This window comes from Paenibacillus sp. NPDC056933, assembly GCF_042674385.1.
Lineage (GTDB): Bacteria > Bacillota > Bacilli > Paenibacillales > Paenibacillaceae > Paenibacillus.
This window is the reverse complement of record NZ_JBHUQN010000003.1, coordinates 600,547-624,907: the sequence shown is the minus strand read 5'-3', so window position 1 is coordinate 624,907 and position 24,361 is coordinate 600,547. Positions and strand designations below refer to the sequence as shown.

The window sequence follows — 24,361 nt, the reverse complement described above, 5'->3', positions numbered from 1 at the left end:
AAAGCACCCCTATCTTCAGTTACAGTTTTGTAATGACTGACAAAAATCGACGAATTCACGCCATGAACTGGAACGAAAGTTCCAACTATGGAAATATGATATAGTTATTGTCAGCAAACTGCAATATAACAGCGCTTGTTTACCAAGCCATAGAAAGGAACGGATTATGGTTACATACGGATGCCTCGCCATATTGTTTCTTTTTGTCATGATAAAAGGGATTTCGTTCCAGCTTCATCGGCGCAAACCGGTTTCCCGGGAAGACGCGGATCGGACCCTCTACACTATTCTGAATGGCGAGCGTGATTGAGCATGAGCACTAAACAAGTTGTATCCATCAGACCTTTTGTAAGAACGACGCATGCGTTTCAAAAGTTGCGTGTCTGCAAGCGGTGCGGCCAGTATACTTGCCTGTGGGAAGATCACTGTACTGCCTGTGGACGCGGGACCCTTGCCACTGTGGAAGAACGCGCCTCTTCCCGCGTGAAACGCCGTATTGCACGCGACCTGTTTATCACGCTAATGCTTGGTGCGGTTGCTACTTATTTTGGTGAAACCATAGACCAAACGATGGCGGCAGCCAGCGTCTCCCTGCTGCTTCTAGCTGGATTGATCTTCATGCAAAAGCGATCCTTCCAGGTCGAACAGCAGCGTGAGCTCAAACGTATGCTGCGTCAGAATGAGGAAGCGATTCGCCAAGGCATCAATCGGAATTGGGCACTTGTCGCAGAAGCGCGCAAGCAGGATGAAGCGCTCGCCTACGAAATGCTCCGGGAGATCGGTTCACTCGTCTATAATGACCGGATTCGTCTGCAGCAGGTTGCGTTGCTGCAATCCTTCGTCCTGCGCAGCGATATGGACCTGCAACTCAAACCTCTGCTGCTGCACAGCTTCGAGCGCCTGCTGGCAGAATATATCGGTGAAATCGCACGGTTAAAGCCGGAATTGATTCGTGAAGATGCGATTCGGTATGTCGCCACGCACGAAGTGAATATTTTGCAGCTGCACAACGGGATTCAGATTCTGACGGCAGTAGCCGCAGCTGCTGTACGCAAAAGTAAATATATTGAGTTGTTCCCTAGTCTTATTACCCGCTACGCCCGCTTTATGCCCAAAGATCGGTTCATGCGGCTTTATCGTACCCTTGAGTTGTATCCGGGTAAGGCCCGTGGGGGCCTGGCGGAATCGGTTGGTCGGGTGTATAACGAGAAATATCGGGATTCGTACGCAGATGTTCGTGTGTAGAGCTGTTGTATATCGACTGGAAACGTAAATTAGTGCAAACTCAATCCCTATATATAGACGAACCAAAATTCGTTTACCCCTGCATGCGTACTGGAATTACGCGTGATAATGTATCATTTTTATCATATAAGCTTTGACGAAAAAACACCCCATCCTTAGGTCTAGGATGAGGTGTTTTGATGTTGGAAAATGTATGGCGTTCTTCCAGACTACTGGGCCATGATTTTTATCTTTTACCGTCCGCGACGAGAATCGCGACGGTCGCTCTTGGCCGGTCCGCGTCCTGCGGATTCCGGTCGGCGAGAGCCCTCGCGGCCCTGCTTGCTTGGGCCGCCTTCACTGCCGCGCCCGGAGCTGCGCTTGTCGGCGCTACGGCCAGCCCAGCCGCTGCTGCGCTCATCGCCGCTGCGACCTGCACCGCGCCCGCCTTGACCCGCTGCGCCGCTGCGCGCGGAACCACGGCCTGCGCTGCGCTCGTCGCCACTGCGGCCGCCACTACGACCACCGCTGCGTCCACCTTCACCGCTGCGGGAACCCCGACCGCCACGTCCGCCTTCGCTGCGGCCGGTACGACCTGCGCCGCGACGGGCACTGCCTGTCCCGGCGGAACGTCCGCCAGAACGTTCTTCATCACCCTGGCTGTTGATAGAACGTCGGTTTGCTCCAGTTGATGCCACCGGACCTTCACTTGTCCACTGGATGCGGGACAGCTTCTGATTAGTGCCTTCCTCAATACGAGCAAGCTCCGGTCTGTCGTGCTGTGTTGCAAACGTCACGGCAAGTCCCGTGCCGCCAGCACGACCCGTACGGCCGATCCGGTGGATATAGCTTTCCGCATCATGCGGCATATCGTAGTTGAATACGTGTGTTACGCCTTCAACATCCAGTCCGCGTGCCGCAACATCCGTAGCAACGAGGATTTGCAGTTTCGCGTCGCGGAATGCTTTCATTACGTTCTCACGCTTGGATTGAGACAGATCCCCGTGAAGCTCATCGCTGGCATAACCTGCTTCGCGCAGATCTTCATTCAGCTTGGATGCACGACGCTTGGTCCGGCAGAAAACAATCGCCAGGTACGGGCGATACGTATCAATCATGCCGCGCAGGGCCTCCAGTTTGCCACGATCCGTGCACTCCAGTACCTGCTGGCGAATCTGCTTGATCGGAATAACGGATTGGGAAGATACCTTCACGTCTTCCGGGTCTTTCATATAGTTCTTCGCCAGGTTACGAATGCCTTTCGGCATGGTCGCCGAGAACAGCATCGTTTGCCGTTTGTGAGGCAACTCACGAAGAATGGTCTCGACGTCTTCCAGGAAGCCCATGTGCAGCATTTGGTCGGCTTCGTCCAACACCAGTTTTTTAACATTGTCCAGCTTCAACGTGCCACGACGCAGGTGGTCCAGGAGACGTCCCGGTGTACCAATCACGATCTGTGTGCCATTCTGCAGTTTGCGCAGCTGTTTGTCCACATCCTGTCCGCCGTATACTGCGAGAACATGCAGTTTATCGTCGTTTGCAGTCAGCTTCTTTGCTTCTTCCGTAATTTGCAGCGCCAGTTCCCGCGTAGGAGCAATAATCAGTGCTTGCGGCGAGCGGTCGGATACATTAATTTTCTGAATAATCGGCAGCAAGAAAGCCAATGTTTTCCCTGTACCTGTCTGTGCCTCAGCAATAATATCGCGCCCACCCAGCAGTACCGGAATCGAACGCTCCTGTACCGGAGTCGGCACGGCGATGCCCTGATGTTTCAGGATCTCGCACCATTCCGGACGAATGCCCAGTTGTTCAAAGTTTGCCAATCGTTACACCTCTGTATATTCATTTAGATGAGTCCATTTCATAATTAACAACAGTTTCTTCAATCAAGACTAGTTTTCCTTATATCAATCATGATTATGAAATGAATTTTTTAAAAAGCAATCGGTCCGTTGCTCTTCTTCTCCATACCCTGTAGTTTACACGTTAGTCAAGCAAAACAAAAGGGGATACAGCGTTACACCCCTAACTTGTGGCACAAAATTCGAGATCCGTGTAGTGTGTAGCTATAACTTGATCCTCGATGGATAGTTCTGGGATTAACTCCAGGCGATGTTGCGAAAGTGTCTAAAATACAAATAGTTCTGTACAAACAATATTATGAAGATAGCTCTCAGGATGAGACTACCACGTACCACTAATTTCTAACGAACCCAGGCCACCTTATTCCAGCGATTAAAGTAGTGTGGGAATTCTAACGAACTCCAACTATCTTATTACCGAAAAAAACCGCGAAATGGCGTTAGTATGGAAGATATTCGCATAATAACAAGTCTGAGATTCGTTATAATAACGAAAACATGAAATAACCCCATATAAGACGTGCCAAGTTCGTTAAAGCTACACACAGTTAAGGACACAAACTCCAAAACAACAACTAAGCCGTACACACCACAAGCTCTAATAAAAAAAAGCGGCATCCTCTCCCCGGTTTAAATCGAGAAAAAAGACACCGCTGATTAGGAATCATCTATTTATATTGTCTGCATAATAGGGTTGTGGCATGTCCGATCACCACTACTTTAGGACAGCACTCTTCATACTTCATTACTTATTACTTATTACTTTGTTACTTGTTACTTGTTACTTCATTACTTCATTAGATGCTGGATTTCAGTTCTACCCAAACCTTGAGTTTTCACCTTGTCCGCGTAACTACGCTCTGGCATTGTACCTTCGCCCAACCATGTTATGAACCATGCCTTCCTGCAATGGCAAAACCACTCCGCTCAAGCAAACGAGAACTTTCCTCATTCAATCCACGCAGATGCACGGTTTTGCCCAGCTTCGCATATTTGAACTTCACTTTACCAATGGCAACAACCGCCGTATTATCCCAAATATGCGATCCCCCAAAATCAATTGTGACTTCTTGCGGATCAGCTTCTGCATTGAACTCATCCACGAAGCGGGATGATGAACCGAAGAAGAACGGTCCGTAGACCCGATACACTTTCTGCCCTTGCTCTTGATTGGCCTGTACGCGGATCTTGGTCTGTTTCCAGCCAAAGTGCAGTACACTGAGCACTACCCCGACCATAACCCCAATCGACAGATCGTGGGTGTACACCACAATGGTAACCGTGACGATCATGACAAAAGCTTCCGCCCGCGGTACACGCGCAATGTTTTTGATGGAACTCCAGTCGAATGTTCCGATACACACCATAAACATTACACCTACGAGTGCACCCATCGGTACCTGTTTCACCACACCACTGAGCAGCAGCAACAGGATCGCAAGGAACGCACCCGCGGTAAACGTGGATAACCTTCCGCGTCCACCAGACTTCACATTAATAACTGACTGCCCAATCATTGCACAACCGCCCATGCCGCCAAACAGGCCGTTCACGAAATTTGCGATCCCCTGTCCGCGGACTTCACGGTTTTTGCTGCTCTTGGTCTCGGTCATCTCATCCACGATGGTTGCGGTTAGCAGGGATTCCAGCAAACCAACCAGTGCCATGGTGAATGAATAAGGCAGCAGAATCAATAGTGTGTTCAACGACCACTCAATATTCGGCAGATGGAATATAGGCAGAGTACTTGTGAGATTGCCCATATCCCCTACGGTTTTGACATCCAGATGCAGCAGTGCCGTAATGATTGTCATGATCACAATGGCAATCAGTGGAGCCGGAACACTTTTAAAAAACCGCGGCAAAATATAAATGATCGCCAGCGTACCCGCTACCATCGCATACATAATCCAGTTTGCGCCCGTGAAATGGGTCAATTGCGCCATAAAGATCAGAATCGCCAGTGCATTCACAAATCCGGTCAGTACCGAATGAGGTACAAACGTAATAAATCGACCAACCTTAAAAATCCCCAGAATGAATTGAATGATACCGGTCAAAATGGTTGCGGCAAACAGATATTCCACGCCATAATCCTTGACGAGCCCAACCATAAGTACTGCCATGGCTCCTGTGGCTGCCGAGATCATGCCCGGTCTTCCACCCGCAATCGAGATGACGATGGCAATCGTAATTGAAGCGTACAATCCGACCATCGGATTGACACCTGCAATGATAGAGAAGGCAATGGCTTCTGGAATAAGCGCCAACGCTACCGTAATGCCTGCCAGCACATCTCCGCGAATGTTGCCAAACCATTGTTGTTTTAACGTATTCATATGTCTCTTGCCGTTCCTCCCACGTGGAATTCCTCAAATTTGTCTTATCACCCAAAAGGTAACAGAACGATACACCACTGACCAACGACGACAGACAGCACAAAACAGCGGAAACCCCTCCCGCCAAGCGTCAATACGTGTTGAATTGCATGATTATCATGATCCGAACAGAATATCCAACACCATGTCTGCCCATGCCTTATCCGTTCCAGTGTGTATCACTTTGATTCCCCAAACTTTCAGGTGTCTTGCCTTGGAAGCAACGTTGATCAATCCAGATGCCTCCTGGTTCTCCCCTCTCAGAAAAACCGGGTCCGTTAATGTACTGACCTACTATTATAGACATAGGAAGGGATATGCACTAACGCAACCAGACTGGAAAAACCGGTTCATATCTCGTATTATCTCGATCTTTCGTTATTTCACTTCTAAATACTCACTTCTTAAACAAACCTTTTCTTAAAAATCGGTGGCAACTCTTATCCTTTAGCCCGACGGTTTTTCTTATTAAGTTATATAACCAGATAAAATATGGCCAAAATTCCTGTAGCTGAACAATTAAAAAAAGACCCGCAAAGATCCTTTAAAAAAGTCTCTTTGCGGGTCTTTTTGTTATTCTAAAATCTTCCCGATTTAAATATGGAATAGAGCAAAAAGGCCACCATCAGAATCGCCACCAGAAAACCAATCTCAATTACGGGGATATCCCATAACATGGTGGACTGGTGACTGATCGAGGAACCGATGATCAAACCGACCATAATGATACAAAATGCGAGCAGTACAATGCTGAAAGACAACCGGTTACTGATCTGGTCCATTCTGCGCATGAGCGCATCCAGTTCAGGGACACTGATCTCCAGCCGCAGCTTACCTTTGCTAATAACGGAAGACAATTGTCTTAACTGCCCCGGCAGACCAATGACACTCTCGGCCATATCCGCTGCACTGCGGAATAATCGATTCTTGATTCTACCGGCACTGAAACGTTCCTTGATCAGCTTTCGTCCAAATGGCTCTGCCATATCCACAATGCTCAGGGAAGGATCGAGATGCTCGATGACACCTTCCATAGTGAGCAGCGATTTCCCGAGCAGCAGGATGTCGGCAGGCATCACGACCCGGTGCCTTTGGGCTACGCCGAACAGGTCATTCAATGCTTGACCCACGCTGATTTTGGAAAAGGGGATGTCATAATATTTGCTGCGCAGCTTGTCCAGATCGCTATGAAGCCCTCGCAGATCCATATCATCCGGCATCATGCCCAGCTTCTCAATCGCCCTTATCATGCTGTCCGTATCCTTGCGCATCAATCCGATAATGAGCGAAGCCAATTGCTGCTTCATCTCATCACTCAGACTGCCCACCATGCCGAAGTCGATAAAGGCCAGCCTTCCATCCTTCAATACCATCAGATTGCCCGGATGGGGATCGGCGTGAAAGAATCCATGAATGAAGATCTGATTCAACAACGAATCCACCAGTCGCTGCGCAATGTTATTCAGATCATGCCCCCGTTTAATCAACTCGTCACGGTCATTCAGCTTGATGCCTTCAATATATTCCATGGTGAGCACACGAGAAGAAGTCTGGTCCCAGTAGATTACGGGGATTTTCACTTTGTTATCCTGCTGATATTGCTGTGCAATCTTCTCCGTATTGCGGCCTTCCACCGTATAATCAAGCTCGGCCATCAGTGCCTGGGCGTACTCTTCCACCATTTGCGGAATCTGATACTGCTTCACCCAATCCCAGCGTTTCTCCGCCATGGCTGTCAGCTCGCGCAGAATATCCAGATCTCGCTGGATAATACGCGAAATGCCGGGCCGCTGAATTTTGATAGCTACAGCTTCACCGCTTTGAAGTTTACCCAGATGCACCTGTCCAATACTGGCTGCAGCTACAGGGGTATCCTCGAACCGGGAAAAGATGTCCTCCAGTGGTGTATCCAATTCCTGTTCCAAAATACCCCGTGCCGTCTCCGAAGAAAACGGTGGGACCTGATCCTGCAGCTTCACCAGTTCGCGGATGACAGACTCCGGCAACAGATCTGCCCTTGTACTTGCCAGTTGCCCCAGCTTAACGAAAGCTGGCCCCAGCTCCTGAAGTACAAGCCTAATGCGCTCACTCAGGGTTAAAGTGGTGTGAGCCTCACGCGACATCCATCGGCGTGGTATAGCCAGTAACTGGAATAATCCCAATTCCTCGACCATATAACCGAAGCCATGACGCACCAGCGCCATGGCAATTTCCCGGTATCTGCCGACATGTTTAATTCGCACAGCCATCTACTCGATCTCGTTTCCTTTGAGAGGAGGAACTTCAAGCGGAGCTGGGGATGCTTCAGGTTGTAGCTGTGGTGTGCCTCCCAGTTCGGCGAGCTTTTTCTCAAGGACGGCAACACGTTGTTCCAGACTGGTTACATCACTTTCAGATGGCACGCCTATTTCCTGAAGTACGCGCTTGACTTGTTCCTGGATCATTCTTTTGAACTGGCCCTGCTCCTCATCGCCCCGTTCCATCAGCCGCTCGACCAATGCTTTGGATTCACCGGGGGCAAGTTCACCGCGCTTGACCAAATCATCCACGGTTTTTTCGATTTTTTCCTTGCTTACGACGGTAAGGCCGAGACCTAACGAGATTGCCTTTTTGAACAAATCGCTCATTCTTGTCATCCTCCTCTTCGTTCATCTCTATATTATACCCCTAAATATCACGCACACAAAGAAACGCCCCAACTATACGTAACGCGCAGCCCATTTGCCAGCCTGCAAAATTAACTGGCGATAGGTTTCATGTGCAAATGAAGGGACATGATGTCCTGGCATAAGGTAAACAATACGTCCAACACCATATCTATGCGCCCAAGCTGCAGGCTTCGGCCCTTCTTCGGATTGATATTCGAGCAGAATCTTTGTTTCGGCAAATGAACCGAATTCGAACAGATACGGCTCTTCTTCCATTGTAAATCCGGAAATGCCTTCCGTCACCGGATGGCTTTCTTCCGTTACGGTGAATTCAAGTGGTGCATAAGGCGGATGATGCAGGAACTTGGCACCGATCATCTGCTTCAGCTCATAACGATTCTGGAGCGAAATTCCGTTATGTATAATGACCAGTCCACCCCCATTGCTAACATAGGACAATAAGCCTGCTGTCTGCTGTGGAGAGACTTTCCCCTTCCAATCGTCCATGTAACAGATACATACATCAAATCCGGTTATATTTTCTTGCAGCAGCATGTTGCGATTCTCACTGCACTGCACAGTCATAGTATCGTGGAAAATCCGGCTGATCTCCGCATCCACTCCTTGCAGCGGATGCCAATCCGGATGAGTATAATCACCAAGTAACAACGCTTTTTTACGATGATCCATCATTAAAAACTCCTTTCAAATGACCAGTAACAGCATTACCAAGGGAGTGCGTCCCCCTTGTAATCGACATAAGCGGGCTGATCTCCCATGAACTGCTTATGGCGATCGATGAGTGCTGTGATATATTGTGCCGATTGATCAGGCGTGAGGTCTGCAGCGGTATTCAACTCCCCGCTCATATAACTCTGTACCCAGCCAGGATGAATCAGCATCACTTGCCCACCCTCATTCTTCAGACCATTATGCACAAGGCGGGCCTGCATGTTTAACGCAGATTTGGACATGCAATAGGCAAACCATCCATCCCGGCTGCATTGCTCAATACTGCCTGCCTCCGAAGAAATATTGACAATCAGCTTGTTTGTCCCTTGAAGAAGGAGGGGCAGCAGGGCATGAGTTACACGTAATGAGCCTAAGGTATTTACGTTAAATACTTCTGCCATCTCCGCCATATTTAACGGCCCACGGATATGATCGGTAATACTTCCTAGTATAGCCGCATTATTGATAAGCATATCCAAATGCTCTGTATCCAGCTTCAGTGTCTCCGTGAACAAAGCAACTGACAGGTCATCGGCAATGTCCAGTTCAATGACGCGTAAATGCTTCGGATAGGCATCCGCAAGAAGACGAATCCCATCAGACTCTTCCATGTCGAGCCCTGCCGCATAGACGGTATAACCTCTTTTCAGCATTTGTGCCGTCAGAGCCAGTCCCAATCCCCGGGCCGCCCCCGTTACACATACGTTTTTCATTATGCTGTCCCTCCCTCACAAGCCTAATCTGTCTTTAATTCATTCCACATGATAACCTAAAAACCTTTAATTATGGGTGAACACGCTGAACTTCACGACCAAAGTCTCAGATGACTTTCATGTGATCAGAGTCGTTAAGCTTATACCGATGAGTCAGGGCATATTCTGCTGCGACATTACTGGTAGCATAGCTCTATCTTATGACTTTTTTGGACTTGTTGAGAGCAGAAATCATCAGACAAAATACAAAAAATTCTGATCCAGAAATCGGATCAGAACGGGAATGCTTTGAATCTTGGATGTGGATCCCATTCATCATGGGCCACCATGCGGCAGATACAGCTACACTTATTGCATAAGATCTGCCTTGTCCACACGTTTGCCAGTGAAATAACGCCCCAACTCAACGATAAGGGCTCCCATCTTCTCATCCTCTGGGACCACAAGTGCCTCTATACCTTCTTCACGCATCGCGTTTGCTGTAACCCTGCCCACCGAAGCCGGTACGACTCCTTGTCGGAAAGCCTCCTGCATGGGTTCAAGCTTTCCCTTTGACGCAGCATATTCGACCAAAAACCTCACCTGCGGTCCACTCGTAAACGCGACAGCATCCACTTCATGCAACAAAATCTCATTCAGCAGCTGTTCGAGTTCCCCCTCTTCAGGCGGGACGTGACGATAAGGAAGCACCTGACGTACATGAGCACCCTGCTCCTCCAGCCATCTGACCAATTTGGGCGCTGTCTCCCCATGCAATTGCAGCATCATTTTTTGCCCCGCCAGATCATGTGAAGCGAATTCACGAATCAGGCCATCCGTACTGCCGTCATCATCCCGGACCAGTGGAGTAAGTCCACGCTTTCGAAGCGCATTGACGGTCTTGTACCCTCTTGCCGCAATTGAAGAGTCCGACAACACATCCAGCAATTGAACAGCGATATCCATATCCTCAGCCATATCAAAAATAGCGTCCAATCCCATGCCCGTGGTCCATACCGTCCAGTCCGGCGGATCCGAAATCCAGGATACCAGGCCATCCCGAATATTGCGATCATCCAGAAATACAGTTCCTTGTGCAGGTCTGACAAGTGGAATCCCACCCATTTTCTCAACCAGTAAGGACATCTCTTTGGATTTTCGCGGTCCTGTAAGTGCTACACGTATACCTGCCAAATGTTGAACCATCCATGTTCCCCCCGTTCATTCAGCCGAATGTCATCAGTCTGACTACAGTATACAGGGTACTTCTATGGAGGGAAACCGTGTTTCCCCTCTTTTCGCGGGTTCATCTATAACGATTTTTGATGACATGTATCAGGAAGGCTGCAGTTCTCCACCCTGAAGTCCTTCATGCTTGCCCCCGCCCGATTCCTCTTCATCCTTTGGTACTTTATCTTGTTTAACCTCCTGTGGAGGCTGCTTTTGTTTCTGATTGTCCGTTGCATGTCTAACATCCTTTTTGCGGGGACGAAGGAACACGAACAGTATAATGGGAAACAGCACTTCGAACACGATCGCAATCCATGTCCATTCCCGTGTAAAGCGAAAGAGCTGAATCGCGTTTTTGAAAAACCAAAATGCACAGACAAAACCTACCAAAGCGACCGGCCCTGTCATGATTTTACCCGAGACTTTTGGAATCATTCGCTTCAGTCCCCAGCAGACAAAATACAGATCAAAGGCAATCTTGGTAATCATCGCAGGTAGAGTCGCTGCTGCCAGTGCCAGATCAAACCGGTCGAGAAAATCACTGATCTGCAGCTGTCTTGCCAGTTCATATGAAGGGTATACCAGTCTGGATGCAATGGGCACACCAATCGATGTAATCGTCTCAACTAAAATCAGCATCATCAGCAGCGCTGAAATGGTGATCCCCCACAGGACGGATTTGAATTTAAAATCACTGCCCTTAACTACAAAGGGCAATGCAACCACCTCTCCAAAAAAGGAGAATATGTACCAGCCTCCCTTGCCAACACCTGCCACATCGATGTGAAAATACGGCATCAGATTAGCAAGATCAACTTGCTTAATAAGCATAAACGGCACAATTAAGGAAATCAGAATGAACAAAGTTACATACAACTCGGACATTCCAATTAAGGATCCAAGACCTCCCCTTACAATAAAAACAGCCATGAACAAAAGGGACAACACAATGATCGAAATCGGGGTAGTTTCCAGCAATGTAATACTTACGTAGTCACCTATTAACCGGACGTCGCGGGCAAATACAAAGAGAAAAAACAAGATGTAAAGCAGCGCTATTACACGTCCCATAAAAGGATGACGCTCAACGAGAGACTCAAACAAGTCCTGATTGGAGAATCGCCGCTGAACACGACTTAACATCCACATTGAACACACCATCACCAGAAACAAAGGGATATAGGATAAATAGGCGTGCTGCTCAGCATGGTAGATGGCCTGTGCATGAGGCTGAATCAAAGTGCCTGTAATACTGAGCAGCATCACGAACAGCACCAGCTGTCGACTGGTCACCCCCTGATTCATAAAACACCTCCTTTCTGTCTGTTCAACCGGGAATCGAGATTCATTGGAACATACTCAAGGCAACGGCAATAATCGTTGAATCATGTGAGTCAGCCACACGGACACAAAAAAAGTTTTGCTCAAATATGTAACATGGAACCAAATCCCTGTGCTACATGCAATCAACCCATACGATAGCCATCGATTAATAGCAGCTGCCTGCCTCAGGTGTTTGAAATCCATGACGATGACAACGATGACCATGGCCAGATATGTAAACATCAGCGGCTTAATCACGGACAATCTCCTCCTCGGACAATCCGATCGGTTTATTGATAATACCCACATTTTCGAGAATGACATGTGGTTCAACTGTGACCTCTACGTTTGGATAAATCTCATTCCAGCGATCCTTGATCTTGTCCCACTCTTTCGGCAGATGCTGATGAATGGAACGACCCAAACCGAGAATGTCGGCTTTATATTTTTTCTGGACCAGCCTTACGCCTTCCTCAATATCCTCTTTAATTTTTTGACGGACGGATTCATTGATGCTGGTGATCTCTGTCTCCCGAAGGTCACCATAATTCGATTCGTTATCAACCATGACACCCTTGGCATACATTCGAATCTTAACGGTTACCTCTCCATTCTTAATGTGGGGTTGGTAGGATGAATTGTTCTCATTCAGCTTGATGAACAACTCACCTTCTCCACGTGGAGCCTTCACCATAATTTCCGGTGCATTGGCTTCACCCATCGCCAGAATCAGCGCATCGGCTGGAGCCTTCTCAATCATCCCTATCAATTTGTCTTTCTTGAAAATAGCCAGCCCATCAAGCTTGATATTGGTCTTGGCGTCCTTCCAGCCCTTCGGCACATTGTTCACCATTGTGGCGATAGGAAGAAACGGGTCTACACCTTCGGAAAGAATCGCATCGGTAAATGTTTTGAGTGAGCGTGGGGTGCGCATATTCAGGAAGCACAATTCACGCACCATTTCAGAAGGGAACTTCTCAATGGGTGCATCTGTATCCAACACTTCATGTGCGGGTCCCCTGGTCACAACTGGCAGTGCCGATAAACGATTTAGCGGATAACGGGTCAATAAATCAAGCATGGGAGCAACCCCCTCTCTGGCGAGTTCCTCACCAATCAGCAGCGTGCGGCGGTGGGCGTAATAAATTACACGGGACAACTCTTTTTGACCTTCGAGTGTCGTACCATGCAAGGTTTTGGCTGTATTGGATAACATGAACCAGGATTTGTCACCACTGGTCCCCCCACCACCACCTGTACTACCAGCAGCACCGGATTGACCGGGGAGAGCGATTTGCAGACTTGACCGATAATTGCCATCTTCCTTGTCTAGAGCGATGCCAATCACAAAGGCGAGATCATTAATTTCCTTTCGATCCCAGCATCCTGATATCAAAAGGCTACACAAGAGCAATATCACCACAGCCCGGTACTTTTGTATGAACGGCATGCACTCACCACCCCTCCTCTGCTTCAGGCGAACCGTTGATCTTGTCGTTCATCCGCTGCTGATCACGGTGAACCGTAGAAGGACGATTGATCATTTTCCACCATGGTGCACGAATGACAATATCCTTGGTATCCGTCTTGCTGTAGGGGCTGAGACCCGACAAATATGGCACTCCGAAGGAGGTCATCTGCGTCAGATGTACCGAGATCAGGACCAATCCGATAACGATGCCGTATAGCCCAAGCATTCCAGCCAGTAACATGATGGGAAACCGCAGCAAACGAACCGTAATAGCAAAGTTAAATCGCGGAATTGTGAAGGACGCGATCCCTGTCATCGATACGATAATAACCATGGGTGCTGATACAATACCCGCCTGAACTGCTGCCTGGCCAATAACAAGTGCCCCCAAAATGCTGACGGCCTGACCTACTGTTTTGGGCAACCTGACCCCTGCTTCCCGCAAAGCCTCGAATGATAATTCCATAATAAGGGCTTCTACCAGGGCGGGAAAAGGAATGGCCTCCCTCGCCCCGGCAATGCTCAGAATCAGCGTCGTCGGTAACATATCCTGATGGAAGGTCGTGATTGCGATATAAAGGGCAGGCAGGAAAAGAGCTATTGCTACGAACAAAAAACGGATCCATCGCACCAGATTACTGATAAAGAACCGTTCATAATAATCCTCACTGGCTTGAAGCATCTGCCACATGGTCACTGGACCAATGAGGGCAAACGGGCTGCCATCCACAAAAATGGCAAATCGTCCTTCCAGCAAGTTGCCCGCCACGGTGTCCGGACGTTCGGTATAATGCATCTGTGGAAAAGGGGAATACGGATGATCCTCAATGAGTTCTTCAATATATCCCGTTTCTAGAATGCCATCGATCTTGATTTTGTTGAGACGTTTTTTGACATCTTTAATCAGCTTGGGATCAGCAATATCGTCGATGTAGGACAACACAACACTGGTTTTGGTTTCGGTTCCAATCGTCATGCTTAACATCTTAAGCGCGGGTGTTTTCAGCTTGAACCGCAGAAGTGCCGTATTCACACGCAATGTCTCGGTGAACCCTTCACGGGGTCCCCGGATAACCGACTCGGTCTGGGGCTCCTCCACACCACGCCGTATGCCACCTTTTACGTTAAACAGCCAGGCTTCCTTGCTTCCGTTAATCAACAGCAGAGCAGCTGATTCCAGAACCCCCTCCGCTGCGGCAGCCCAGGAGTCCACTTTTTTTACCTGGGTCAGGGCAATTCTGGTATCATCCAGAGGCACTTCCGGTTCATCCGTACGTTGCTCGACCAGACCACGAATAAGCGGACGCAGCATATGCTCCTGGATGTCACTGGAATTCACAATCCCTTCAATGTAAACCAGAAGCCCCTTTTGTTCCGGTGTGATCATGACATTGCGAAAGACGACGTCCGAACAGTCGGAAAAGACGTCTTTCAACGCGGCCATATGACTTTCGTGTGACGTTCCGATAGGCTGCCTCAAAATAGGCGGGGACGGCAGCCCCAAGGGTATGTGCTTTTTTTCTTCTGAATTCCGGGAAGCTTTTTCCCCCGATGTCCTATCGGCCATGTACCGTCCCTCCGCTCTTGCTTTTATACAAGGTAGCTTGTGCCAGATCACGCATAATTATGTGGTCTTTTTTTTCGAATCTTGTTGAACACGTTTCTCCTCGGAAAGTGAATTATTAAAGTACAGTAAGCAGTGAGCAATACTATTATGGCTGACCTAGTATGCAAAAAGAGCCCTTAAATAGGGCTCTCAGATTGTCGAGAAACCCTGTGCTTTTTTCAAAGTACAGGGTTTCTCATATTTCAAGTGGTCGGTTCAAAACGGAAATAGGGGAGATCACCCCCGCTTTTCCAGGCGATCCAGGTGGATCGCCATCTTCTTCATGTTCTGCACAGCTGCCGTCATCAGGGCCTGTTCCCTGACGTTTTGCAGTCCGCGCAAACGGCAATAGCGAAACCCATGGAGCTCTTTGGCATCCGCGAAGCTTCGCTCAATCGTTTCTTTTCGTTTTCGGTAGAGATATTTCCCGGATCGACTCAACCGGTTGCCTCGAACCCACTCTTTGCTGTCCTCCCAGACATGACGGGTCACCACTTTCCGGTGGTTGCGAGATCGTGTGCATTCGTTTAATAACGGGCAGTTCTTGCAATGCTGTGGATCAGAAGCGTACTGCCGATATCCCTCGCGGTTGGTCGTCTTATACGGTAATTCGTGCTTTGCCGGACAGACATAAATATTGCGCTGTACATCATATGTAAACTTCCATTTTGGGAATAAACCTTGGGTCGGGTGAAATCTTCGGTGAGCAATAACGGCAAAAATGTTTCGGCTTTGCAGCCCTTTGCAGATGGGTGAAGTCAAGTACCCGGAGTCCAGAGCAACGGCTTCTACTTTAAAACCAAATCGTTGTTGTTGACGATCCAAACGGGACAAATACGGTATAGAATCATGGACATTTCCAGCAGTGACATGTACATCCGTAATCATATTGTATTTCAGATCCACAGTACGGTGGTCTAAGTAGAAAAATCCTTCCGGTTTCCCATCACGGATCATATAACCGCTGTCGGGATCTGTTGTGCTCACTTTGACTTCCTTTTCCTCTATCACGTCCTCTCTAGGCTTTAGCGCTTTTTTCCATGTGCATTCCGGTCGGCCTCTACGGCAGTATTAAGTTCATTCACATAATCACGGGTGTTTTGTAAAATCTGTTCCTTGGTGTACTTATGCTTATTCGCATTCGCTTTAACGTGGGTTGAATCGGTAACTAAGACACGTCCGCCTACCATACGGTGCTGAACAGCTTGAAGCACAACTCCATCAAAGATCTCCTGAAAAATTTCAGTGTCTTTAAAGCGAGTACGACGATTCCAGCTAATCGTAGAATGGTCCGGCACTTTGTCGGTTAGACCTAACCCCAAAAACCAGCGGTAAGCGAGGTTGGTCTGAATTTCCCGTTCGAGTTGGCGTTCGGAACGGATGCCATAAAAATAACCGAGGAAAATCATCTTAAATAACACGATGGGGTCGATCGCAGGCCGCCCGTTATCAGTAGAATATAGTGGCCGAACCTTTTCGTCGATAAAAGAGAAATCGATATACTTGTCCACTTTGCGGAGCAAATGGTCTTGAGGAACCAATTCTTCAATTGAAACAAATTCGTAAGCCTGCTGTTTTTCTCGATTCGAACGCAACATATTTTAACACCCTTCCGAACGTTTATTTACTAATATTATACAATATTAACGCGGTGTCGTGTTGAACTAAATGTATAAAAAATAGCTGTCGAGACTTTCTCGACAGCCTGAGAGCCCTTAAATAGGGCTCTTTATCTTTCCAGTTTTAAACTTCTGAATGAATTACCGTCGGTTTCTCCAGCATCAGTTCCTTGTTACATACATCATCAAATTCCTTGCCATGGTCTATAATCAGACAGATGTGATCTGACAACTGATTTTGGATCAATTCCTTGATGCTGTTTTTCCCTTCATGATCCATGTGAGAGACTGCTTCGTCAAAAAGCAAGACACTTGCCCCTTTCAATAAGGCTCTCGCAATAGCAATTCTTTGAATTTGCCCTCCCGATAAATTCTTTCCATTTTCTTCAATCATTTTGTTATTCTTCTCCGGGAACGACTCCATAATCCTGTCCAGCCCCGTAATTCGAAGCACCTTTTCATACTCCATTATTTCAATATGTTCTGCTCCATATTTTATATTGTTCTCGATTGTATTATTGAACAAATATATTTTTTGAGAAACTACAGCCACTTTTTTACGAAGAGAACGTCTATCAAGTGTACTGATAGACACACCATTGATCAGAATATCGCCGTTGTTCTCTTTGAGCTGATAAAGCCCCGTAACTAGCCTGAAAACAGTTGTTTTCCCTGAGCCATTCTCCCCTTTAATGAGAAGTTTATCCCCGGAACTAAGACTGAATTTAACGTTATTAATAACATGTTCTTGTTCCTCATTATACCGGAATGACACATTTCGAAATTCAACTTTGTGAATAGAGTCTACTTTGTTCTTATCATCATCATACTCACCGACCTGGTCCAAGAAAATATGCAATCTTTTCAGGCTGGCTAATGCTGGCTGTATCGTCAGAGCAGTTGTTGATATACTTTGAACAGGTGCATACATTTTAGGTAAGTAATTCATAAACACCATATATCCCCCGAGTGTCATCCCACTTGTAATTACATCTCTTCCCCCAAGGATAATTAAGAGTACAGAAGATAGTGTTCCTAACAGGACAATTAGTTCAATACCAACGGAGTAAAGAATAGATTGCTTAATACTTGTATTCACCAAATCCTTAGTAGCCGTATTGATTTTTTTCGTTTCCTTGTCTTCTACTGAAAGATGCTTAACCTCTTCGATTCCCTGGACTGACTGCTGAATCTTTTCATTAAGGATTGAACTCTTCTCTGCAGCGTCTAAAGAAATACGGTGTATGGATAACAGGTATCGGTTAGATATGAAGTAATATACCGGCATCAGCAGACACAGAATTAATGTTAATTTTATGTTGATGTTAATAAGGATAATGAACGTTGCAATCAATTCAAAAAAACTTAGTATGACTTTAAATGTGTTTGCTGAAATGAGGCCACCAATAGCATTAACTTCATTCAGTCTGGATGTCAAATACCCACTTGAATATAACCCAAAAAAGTCCATTGGTGAATTAAGCAGTTTCGAAGATATGTCTGTACGAAGATTCAGAAGAATATTTTGGCTAACATTAGTAAATACCACATTAGATAAATAGTTCAAAGTGCTTTTAACAATATAAATGACGGCTAGAATTAACCCCAAGCGGACGACATAACCAAAATCACTCTGTGAAATCCCCTTGTCAAATATATTTTTTATAAGCAAAGCTGGTATAACAGACAATGCCGAAAGAACAATGAGCAATGAAACAGCTATCATCAGCTTACCTTTAAATTGCTTCATATAGACAAAGAGAACTTTCATATAATCGCCCATCCCAGATACCTCACTTCAGTTCACAAGTTTTAACCCCTGTATTCAAACGCTCACAATAGTACATGCCGTTTAATTTTTCGGATTTAAAGCTATCTAAAGCTCTACAATCAAAACATGATAAGTTTTTTGGACAATCTGAACAACCTTCAATTTGTGTTTTAGACATTTCCCAGAATGGTTTATGGGATTTGCGAAAAAATATTTCCCATAATAACTCAGAGCGTAAGTCCCCCAACTTGAATTGTCTCATCATCATACATGGATAGACCTGTCCTTCGGAGGAAACAAATATTTGTCCATATAGACAGTTATTATATTTTTTTAAGTACGGTACTGACTGAATGTTGATTGGAAATTCTCTACTCAAGGGACTGTACATTTCCTGTAGATATTTCTGTGAATAAAAATCATTAGATGGATATATATATATTTTTTGCAAGTTTTCATTACTATTATTATTAATTCTATTTACAGACTCCTCATTTAATGAGCATACAATTACAGAAGTAGTATAAGGAATCTGTTCTTTTACGATAATCTCCATAGCCCGCTTAACCTTCCCATAGGCTTCTTCATCTCCGGTAACTCTTGTGTATACTTCCGCATCATCTCCAAACAACTGAAGTGCGAGTGAAACGTTATTCCGTTTGATAAAGTGAATCATATCCTGTTCAAGCATTGTAGCGTTTGTAAACAAAGTTATATTAATGCTGTGCATAGTCAGAAATGAGATTACTTTTTGTAAAAGTTCTTTCTCAACAAGAGGTTCTCCTCCTGAAATGAAACACTCCTTAATCCCTAGTTTAATAGCCTGTTTCAGTACATCCCTCCACTTATCAAAACTCATTTTCTGTTCATTCGGCCATTTTTTACAGCCACAAGATCTATACACAATAGTACTTTCGGTACAGAATTTACAGTTAAGGTTGCACTCCCCCGTTAATTCAATAACAATTCGATTCAAATGGAACGGTACCAATTTATCGTATTTCAATGTTGTTACTCGGGTTGTCTTTATTTCTTCCACAAATACTTTCCCTTCAAATATTGATCCCAAATTCTGTTCTAGTAAGTTATGAAGTATATGGTCTTCAGGTAAATCCAGATCGATTGCTCTATCACTTAATAATTCTTCGAATGCCATCATGTCGTTCCCTCTAAGATATGCTTTCTTTCCTGATATGAGATCCGTTAAAGTGTATTGATCCAGTTCCTTTACTATTATAATTTCCGGATTCAATTTAAAGTACATCGACTCACCACCTACTCTCTTATTTCCATGACAGATTTGGATTAGTCTCCATGATTGAATAATAAGTAGACAAAGAATTTAGAATACCCTCCCTAAATTTCCTGCAAAAATTTTCTTTAAGTTTAAAGCCATTACCATCTGTTTCCGTTGTAACATAGCACAGATTACATATGTTCTTCAGGTTGCAATTATTACATCCACTGAGGCTTTCAAAAAACTGGTTCATATATTTAGCTTGCATTGAGAAGTCCAATCCTGTATTGACATCTCCAACAGGATAATGCGGATTAATCTTTTCACACATGTGAAACTTCCCATCAGAGTCTACAGCAAGTTTATGAATACCTGGTATACAACCTCCTCGCATGAGATTATCGTTGTAGGCGAGATTCATCATCGGTTCAAATATAATACTTTTCAATATAGTTTTTGAAAAATTTGTTGCCTCAGATTCAAACCTTTCACACTTACTAGCTTCAATCAAATCTCTAATGAATCGCTCTCTTTCTTTCAGATGACTCTGGTCTGACTGGGATACTCCATTATAGTACTCAGTATTTAAATCACTTACCCTATTAACTCTCTGAATGCGGATATCCATTTCTTTGTTTTCTTCAAAAAAATCATCCAATTGTTTAAAATGAGTCAAATTGTCAAAAGTAACTAGAATTCCATAAGGAAGTGGTGTATCTCCTTTGTCTAAGTATTCTCTATACATTTTCTCTAATAAATTCAATTTTTTGAAGACCAAATCAAAGGTTCCCTTATTGTTAAGCGTAACTCTATTCCTATCATGATTTTCACGATCACCATCTAAACTAACTGATATTGAAAAATTATTCTCCAACATATAACGTATCTTGGACTCAGTTAGCAAGGAAGCGTTTGTTGTTAACGAGAAGCTAATATTCTTAAAAAATTCCGTATATTTATTTCGCACATATTCAACAGTTCCTTTCATTAATTCCCAATTTAACAGTGGTTCTCCTCCATAGAATCAGAGAGAAATACTTAGATTGGGGTTATTTTGAATACTCTTTAGATTTACATGCATAAAATAATCCACTGCTTTGAAGGCAGTAGAAGAGTCCATAAACTTATTTGAATAGCCTTTTGTAAAAAGGTAATGGTCAGAGTAGATACAATACTTACATCTTAAATTACAGGAATCTGTAACTATAAGACATAAATGGGCAATTCCCTCTGTCTCCAGTTTGTTTTCAATGTATGCTTTGTCTATGTAAGGCATGTGAAAATCCGTTTGAAATAGATTGTACTTCTTAATTTTAGCCAGCAGGCTTTTGAGGTTATTATGAAGAAAGTACGAATTCTCCACTTGAGATCCACAATCCATTCTTTGCAAAAAATCTTGTTCTTTTTGTTGTAAAGGTATTACAATTCTCGTGCTGTTATCAAAACAATAATGAGCACTCTCTGTTTTAAAAAGTAGCGGTTTAGATAGAAATGTAATCATCTATGCTCCTCCTTTAAGACAATCATGAAAAGGAACGCCGGGCCCACAACGTTCCTACACCTCCATATTACATGCTAAAAAATCTTGCTTCCCCTGCAGCAAAGCCAAACACATCTGCAACCGGCGATACTAGGTCAGCAGCACAAGCTGCTGCACAGGTACCTACACACTTCACTTGACAAAATAATACAGCCACACTTAACAATCCTCTCATTTTATTGAATATAAGTAAATTTAATCAAATAAATTGCAATTTCTGGTTATAATTTTACAGCCAACCATTCACTTGAACTATGATATTTTTTTACATTTTATCAATTATGATCAATAGAATACAAAAAAATGGCCCTAGTGGATTTAAGAGCCATTTTTTCGTTCATTATTTTAGTTAATCGGCAAAATAATCTTCAGGGACATAGCGAATCTCCGAATTCGCATAGATGGTTAATGTGTGGCTTGGGCCGTCATACTGCACCTGGTCTCCCTGAACATAGTACCAGTGCTTCACAAGGGGCTGATCCTTTCGTTGTACAAAGCGGAACACGTTCAGTTCGTGTCTAAGCGCCATAATATGGTCTATCGCTTCCTGATCCAGACCTGTAACGATAAACATAAAGCCTGTGCCCTCTTTCTGATAGCGATAAGACAGCGAATCGGATTTGCTGTTCGCCAACCCTCGTCCAGTCACCGCATGCTTTATCATAAACCATTCCTGCTGCGTCATAGCGTACATCCTCCTTTGTTCTTGGAGTTTCTCTCGATTTCGGGTACTTAAGGTAAGTCGATCAACATATAGAACGCATTCTCGCTCGCTTCCAGCTTCATGGATGTGGTTTGTTCCACACGAGCCGTGTCACCTTCATTCAATGGATGCTCACCGTTCAAGCCAAGCTTGCCTTCAATGGTAAAAATGTACATGCGGCGATCATTGGCCTGCTCATATGTTAAAGCTTCACCTTTAGCCAAGCGACCAAGATAGATCGTCATATCCTGATGGATGGATGCAATACGCGGCCCACCTTCAGGGGATACCACGGGTACAAGCGCTCCCGCGAGTGTGTCTGGATCAAACGAGGTCGTCTCGTAAGACGGCTCCAGCCCTCTCGTATGTGGCATGAACCAGAGTTGAAGTATGCGTACTTCTTCGGTATCCGAAGCATTGTGCTCGGTATGAATCATGCCACTGCCTGCTGACATGCGCTGGATTCCACCAAACGATGTAACAGCCACATTGCCCAGATTATCTTCATGACGCAGCTTGCCGTTCAGCACGATGGACACAATTTCCATGTCACTATGCGGGTGTGCCCCGAAACCGCGACCAGGGGCAATCACATCATCGTTCGCTACACGCATTGGTCCAAAAGCGGTATTCTCCGGGTCTTGATACTCTCCAAAGGAAAAGCTGTGACTGCCGCGCAGCCAGCCCCGATCGAAGCTGGAGCGGGCATCGGATGGAATGACATTAATCATAAAAGTGCATCCTCCTCAGTTTCTAATTGATTGGTCCTGTTGATTACTCTTATTGAGCGCTCTTAGTGAATGCTCTTATTTTTTCTCAGTAGCGTACTTATTCTCATTGTACCAAAAGCATAGCGAGTCGTCCAAATGAAAAAGCCCTTTCCCGGTCAGTTCGGTTCGCGAGTGTAATTCCCGTGCCGGACTGGCCTGAAAAGGGCCCGTTGCAGGTTAAACCTGCACCTCTATTCTTTTGCTTCTTATCGCTATCGACCTATGCTTAAGATAATTGTATCAAGCACTCACATTCTGGCGAGCGTTCCCTTGTCTGGAGAACAAATGATCCACCGCCAGAAAACGGCTGCCTGTAAACAACAACGTCAATGAACCTGCAAGGAGCATGTAATCCAGCTCTGTACCATTGAGGAAAGGCGCTCCCGCTTTTGCAGTGAGCAGGGCACCAGCCATCACTGCGATAAACAGTGCTGCAAATACACGTGTTCCCAATCCCAGAATCATTGCTGTGCCACCCGCCAGCTCAATGATGGCTACAACCGATGCCAGAAATCCGGGAACGCCGATACTTTCAAAGAAACCCACTGTACCACTAATTCCGCCTTCGAATTTGCTCCAGCCGTGTAGTACAAAAATAAGTCCAATCATGATCCTGGAGAAAAACAATCCAATCTCTACACTTCTATTCATCGTTTATCATCCTCCTTCGAATTTGAATTCAACGTTTCAATGTCATCCAATAGACCAGACAAACAAGACAGACAGCATTAGAATCACGGTCGCAGAGATGAATACCGCATAACGTGGAAGCGTAAGCGTAACATCCTGTTCCGGGTCCAATAGACGGGAAATTCGTACATTGACTGAAGTATCGGCAAACGACGATTGAATAGATGCCACCCTGAGTTGCCAGGGTTCGGGGCAGGCACGGATCAGTTTGAGCAAGGCGCTGCCAATCCCTGCGGCATTCCCGGTACGTTCGATCGCTTCATTATCGGCCAATATTTCTCTGACGATATTGTAATGTTTTGAAGTATACTTCAACACCGGAATATACGGCATCATGAAGGCAAATACCGACAGCAATGTCGTCTTGAGTGGGTCACGATGCCACAGATGATGGACCTCATGATACACAACCGCTCTTTCTTCTTCAGCATCCAGCATAGTGAGCAGCCCCGTGGAAAGAACAATAACGGGTTTCCAGAGACCGATCGTGAACGCAACCGGTGACGGCTTGTCCACCACAATGAATCCAGGTTGTTTCAGATGATGGTACCGCACCTCAAATTCACGAGACTTGGTGCCATCCTCCATTGACCGTAGTTTTCGTACCGCTGCACGGGTCTGAATCATCCGAGTGAGCAGCAGCCAGCCTGTACCACCAAACGTCAGGATCACCAGCGCCATAAGAACATGCCCTACAGACAGCCAACCCAGCCTGCTCATCCAGTGATTGCAAAGCCAGAGCAGATTAAAAGGGATATCCCATCCAAATATTTTGTACATGGCGTACATAAACATTTGGATGAACACGAGTAAGGGAATGCCTAACCCGACGGTAAACAACAGTTTCGAGCGGGCCTTCCACATG

General features: G+C 45.6%; 21 protein-coding genes and 1 pseudogene. 1 reads left to right on the top strand and 21 read right to left on the bottom strand.

Going from position 1 to position 24,361, the window contains the following annotated elements:
* Window positions 1–312 precede the first annotated feature (312 nt).
* Complete coding sequence (locus tag ACFTRD_RS22995; protein WP_379384083.1) at window positions 313–1,245, top strand: hypothetical protein; 933 nt, start codon at window positions 313–315, stop codon at window positions 1,243–1,245.
* Between the two features lie 233 nt (window positions 1,246–1,478).
* On the opposite strand, the gene ACFTRD_RS22990 is transcribed toward ACFTRD_RS22995, so the two are convergent.
* From ACFTRD_RS22990 to ACFTRD_RS22890, 21 genes and pseudogenes are all read right to left on the bottom strand, one after another.
* Window positions 1,479–3,047, bottom strand: a complete 1,569-nt coding sequence (locus ACFTRD_RS22990; protein ID WP_379384081.1) for a DEAD/DEAH box helicase — start codon at window positions 3,045–3,047, stop codon at window positions 1,479–1,481.
* 926 nt (window positions 3,048–3,973) lie between these two features.
* Complete coding sequence (locus ACFTRD_RS22985) at window positions 3,974–5,425, bottom strand: SulP family inorganic anion transporter (RefSeq protein WP_379384079.1); 1,452 nt, start codon at window positions 5,423–5,425, stop codon at window positions 3,974–3,976.
* A gap of 617 nt (window positions 5,426–6,042) precedes the next feature.
* On the bottom strand, window positions 6,043–7,713 hold the full coding sequence (locus tag ACFTRD_RS22980) for an ABC1 kinase family protein (RefSeq protein ID WP_379384077.1): 1,671 nt from the start codon (window positions 7,711–7,713) through the stop codon (window positions 6,043–6,045).
* Entirely contained in the window at window positions 7,714–8,091 is a 378-nt protein-coding gene (locus tag ACFTRD_RS22975; RefSeq protein WP_379384075.1) for a phasin family protein, read from the bottom strand.
* A 72-nt stretch (window positions 8,092–8,163) separates the two neighbouring features.
* Window positions 8,164–8,802: a ThuA domain-containing protein gene (locus ACFTRD_RS22970; RefSeq protein WP_192272946.1), complete on the bottom strand. Its 639-nt coding sequence runs from the start codon at window positions 8,800–8,802 to the stop codon at window positions 8,164–8,166.
* Window positions 8,803–8,837: 35 nt separating this feature from the next.
* Window positions 8,838–9,557, bottom strand: a complete 720-nt coding sequence (locus tag ACFTRD_RS22965; RefSeq protein WP_379384073.1) for an SDR family oxidoreductase — start codon at window positions 9,555–9,557, stop codon at window positions 8,838–8,840.
* Window positions 9,558–9,905: 348 nt separating this feature from the next.
* Window positions 9,906–10,742 carry a uroporphyrinogen-III synthase gene (locus tag ACFTRD_RS22960; RefSeq protein ID WP_379384071.1) on the bottom strand — a complete coding sequence of 279 codons (837 nt, stop codon included), beginning with the start codon at window positions 10,740–10,742 and terminating at the stop codon, window positions 9,906–9,908.
* Between the two features lie 129 nt (window positions 10,743–10,871).
* The gene (locus ACFTRD_RS22955) at window positions 10,872–12,071 is read right to left on the bottom strand and encodes a GerAB/ArcD/ProY family transporter (RefSeq protein ID WP_379384069.1); all 1,200 of its coding nucleotides are present in this window, start codon (window positions 12,069–12,071) and stop codon (window positions 10,872–10,874) included.
* A 54-nt stretch (window positions 12,072–12,125) separates the two neighbouring features.
* A complete protein-coding gene (locus ACFTRD_RS22950; RefSeq protein WP_379384067.1) occupies window positions 12,126–12,347 on the bottom strand; it encodes a hypothetical protein in 222 nt (73 codons plus the stop codon).
* Window positions 12,340–13,539 carry a Ger(x)C family spore germination protein gene (locus tag ACFTRD_RS22945; RefSeq protein WP_379384065.1) on the bottom strand — a complete coding sequence of 400 codons (1,200 nt, stop codon included), beginning with the start codon at window positions 13,537–13,539 and terminating at the stop codon, window positions 12,340–12,342. Before ACFTRD_RS22945 ends, ACFTRD_RS22950 begins: the two co-directional genes overlap by 8 nt.
* 4 nt (window positions 13,540–13,543) lie before the next feature.
* Window positions 13,544–15,004 (bottom strand): spore germination protein, encoded by a 1,461-nt coding sequence (locus ACFTRD_RS22940; RefSeq protein ID WP_379384448.1) that lies wholly within the window; start codon window positions 15,002–15,004, stop codon window positions 13,544–13,546.
* Window positions 15,005–15,403: 399 nt separating this feature from the next.
* Window positions 15,404–16,764 (bottom strand): IS1182 family transposase gene (locus ACFTRD_RS22935; protein WP_379384063.1). Its coding sequence is split into 2 segments (ribosomal slippage): window positions 15,404–16,197 and window positions 16,197–16,764, totalling 1,362 coding nucleotides; the frame shifts between segments, so codons are not numbered across the junction.
* A 145-nt stretch (window positions 16,765–16,909) separates the two neighbouring features.
* Window positions 16,910–18,568: an ABC transporter ATP-binding protein gene (locus ACFTRD_RS22930; protein ID WP_379384061.1), complete on the bottom strand. Its 1,659-nt coding sequence runs from the start codon at window positions 18,566–18,568 to the stop codon at window positions 16,910–16,912.
* A gap of 10 nt (window positions 18,569–18,578) precedes the next feature.
* Complete coding sequence (locus ACFTRD_RS22925) at window positions 18,579–19,820, bottom strand: radical SAM/SPASM domain-containing protein (RefSeq protein WP_379384059.1); 1,242 nt, start codon at window positions 19,818–19,820, stop codon at window positions 18,579–18,581.
* Window positions 19,821–19,839: 19 nt separating this feature from the next.
* Window positions 19,840–20,805, bottom strand: a pseudogene (locus ACFTRD_RS22920) (radical SAM protein); the annotation flags it as partial.
* Between the two features lie 12 nt (window positions 20,806–20,817).
* Entirely contained in the window at window positions 20,818–21,294 is a 477-nt protein-coding gene (locus ACFTRD_RS22915) for a hypothetical protein (RefSeq protein ID WP_379384057.1), read from the bottom strand.
* Window positions 21,295–21,361: 67 nt separating this feature from the next.
* Window positions 21,362–21,508 carry a huazacin family RiPP peptide gene (locus tag ACFTRD_RS22910; protein WP_379384055.1) on the bottom strand — a complete coding sequence of 49 codons (147 nt, stop codon included), beginning with the start codon at window positions 21,506–21,508 and terminating at the stop codon, window positions 21,362–21,364.
* Between the two features lie 174 nt (window positions 21,509–21,682).
* The gene (locus ACFTRD_RS22905) at window positions 21,683–22,018 is read right to left on the bottom strand and encodes a hypothetical protein (RefSeq protein ID WP_379384053.1); all 336 of its coding nucleotides are present in this window, start codon (window positions 22,016–22,018) and stop codon (window positions 21,683–21,685) included.
* Between the two features lie 47 nt (window positions 22,019–22,065).
* Window positions 22,066–22,767, bottom strand: coding sequence for a pirin family protein (locus ACFTRD_RS22900; protein WP_379384051.1), 702 nt, complete (start codon window positions 22,765–22,767; stop codon window positions 22,066–22,068).
* A 279-nt stretch (window positions 22,768–23,046) separates the two neighbouring features.
* Window positions 23,047–23,457, bottom strand: coding sequence for a DoxX family protein (locus tag ACFTRD_RS22895; RefSeq protein WP_247899713.1), 411 nt, complete (start codon window positions 23,455–23,457; stop codon window positions 23,047–23,049).
* 42 nt (window positions 23,458–23,499) lie between these two features.
* Window positions 23,500–24,360: a M56 family metallopeptidase gene (locus ACFTRD_RS22890; protein WP_379384049.1), complete on the bottom strand. Its 861-nt coding sequence runs from the start codon at window positions 24,358–24,360 to the stop codon at window positions 23,500–23,502.
* Between the last annotated feature and the right edge of the window lies 1 nt (window position 24,361).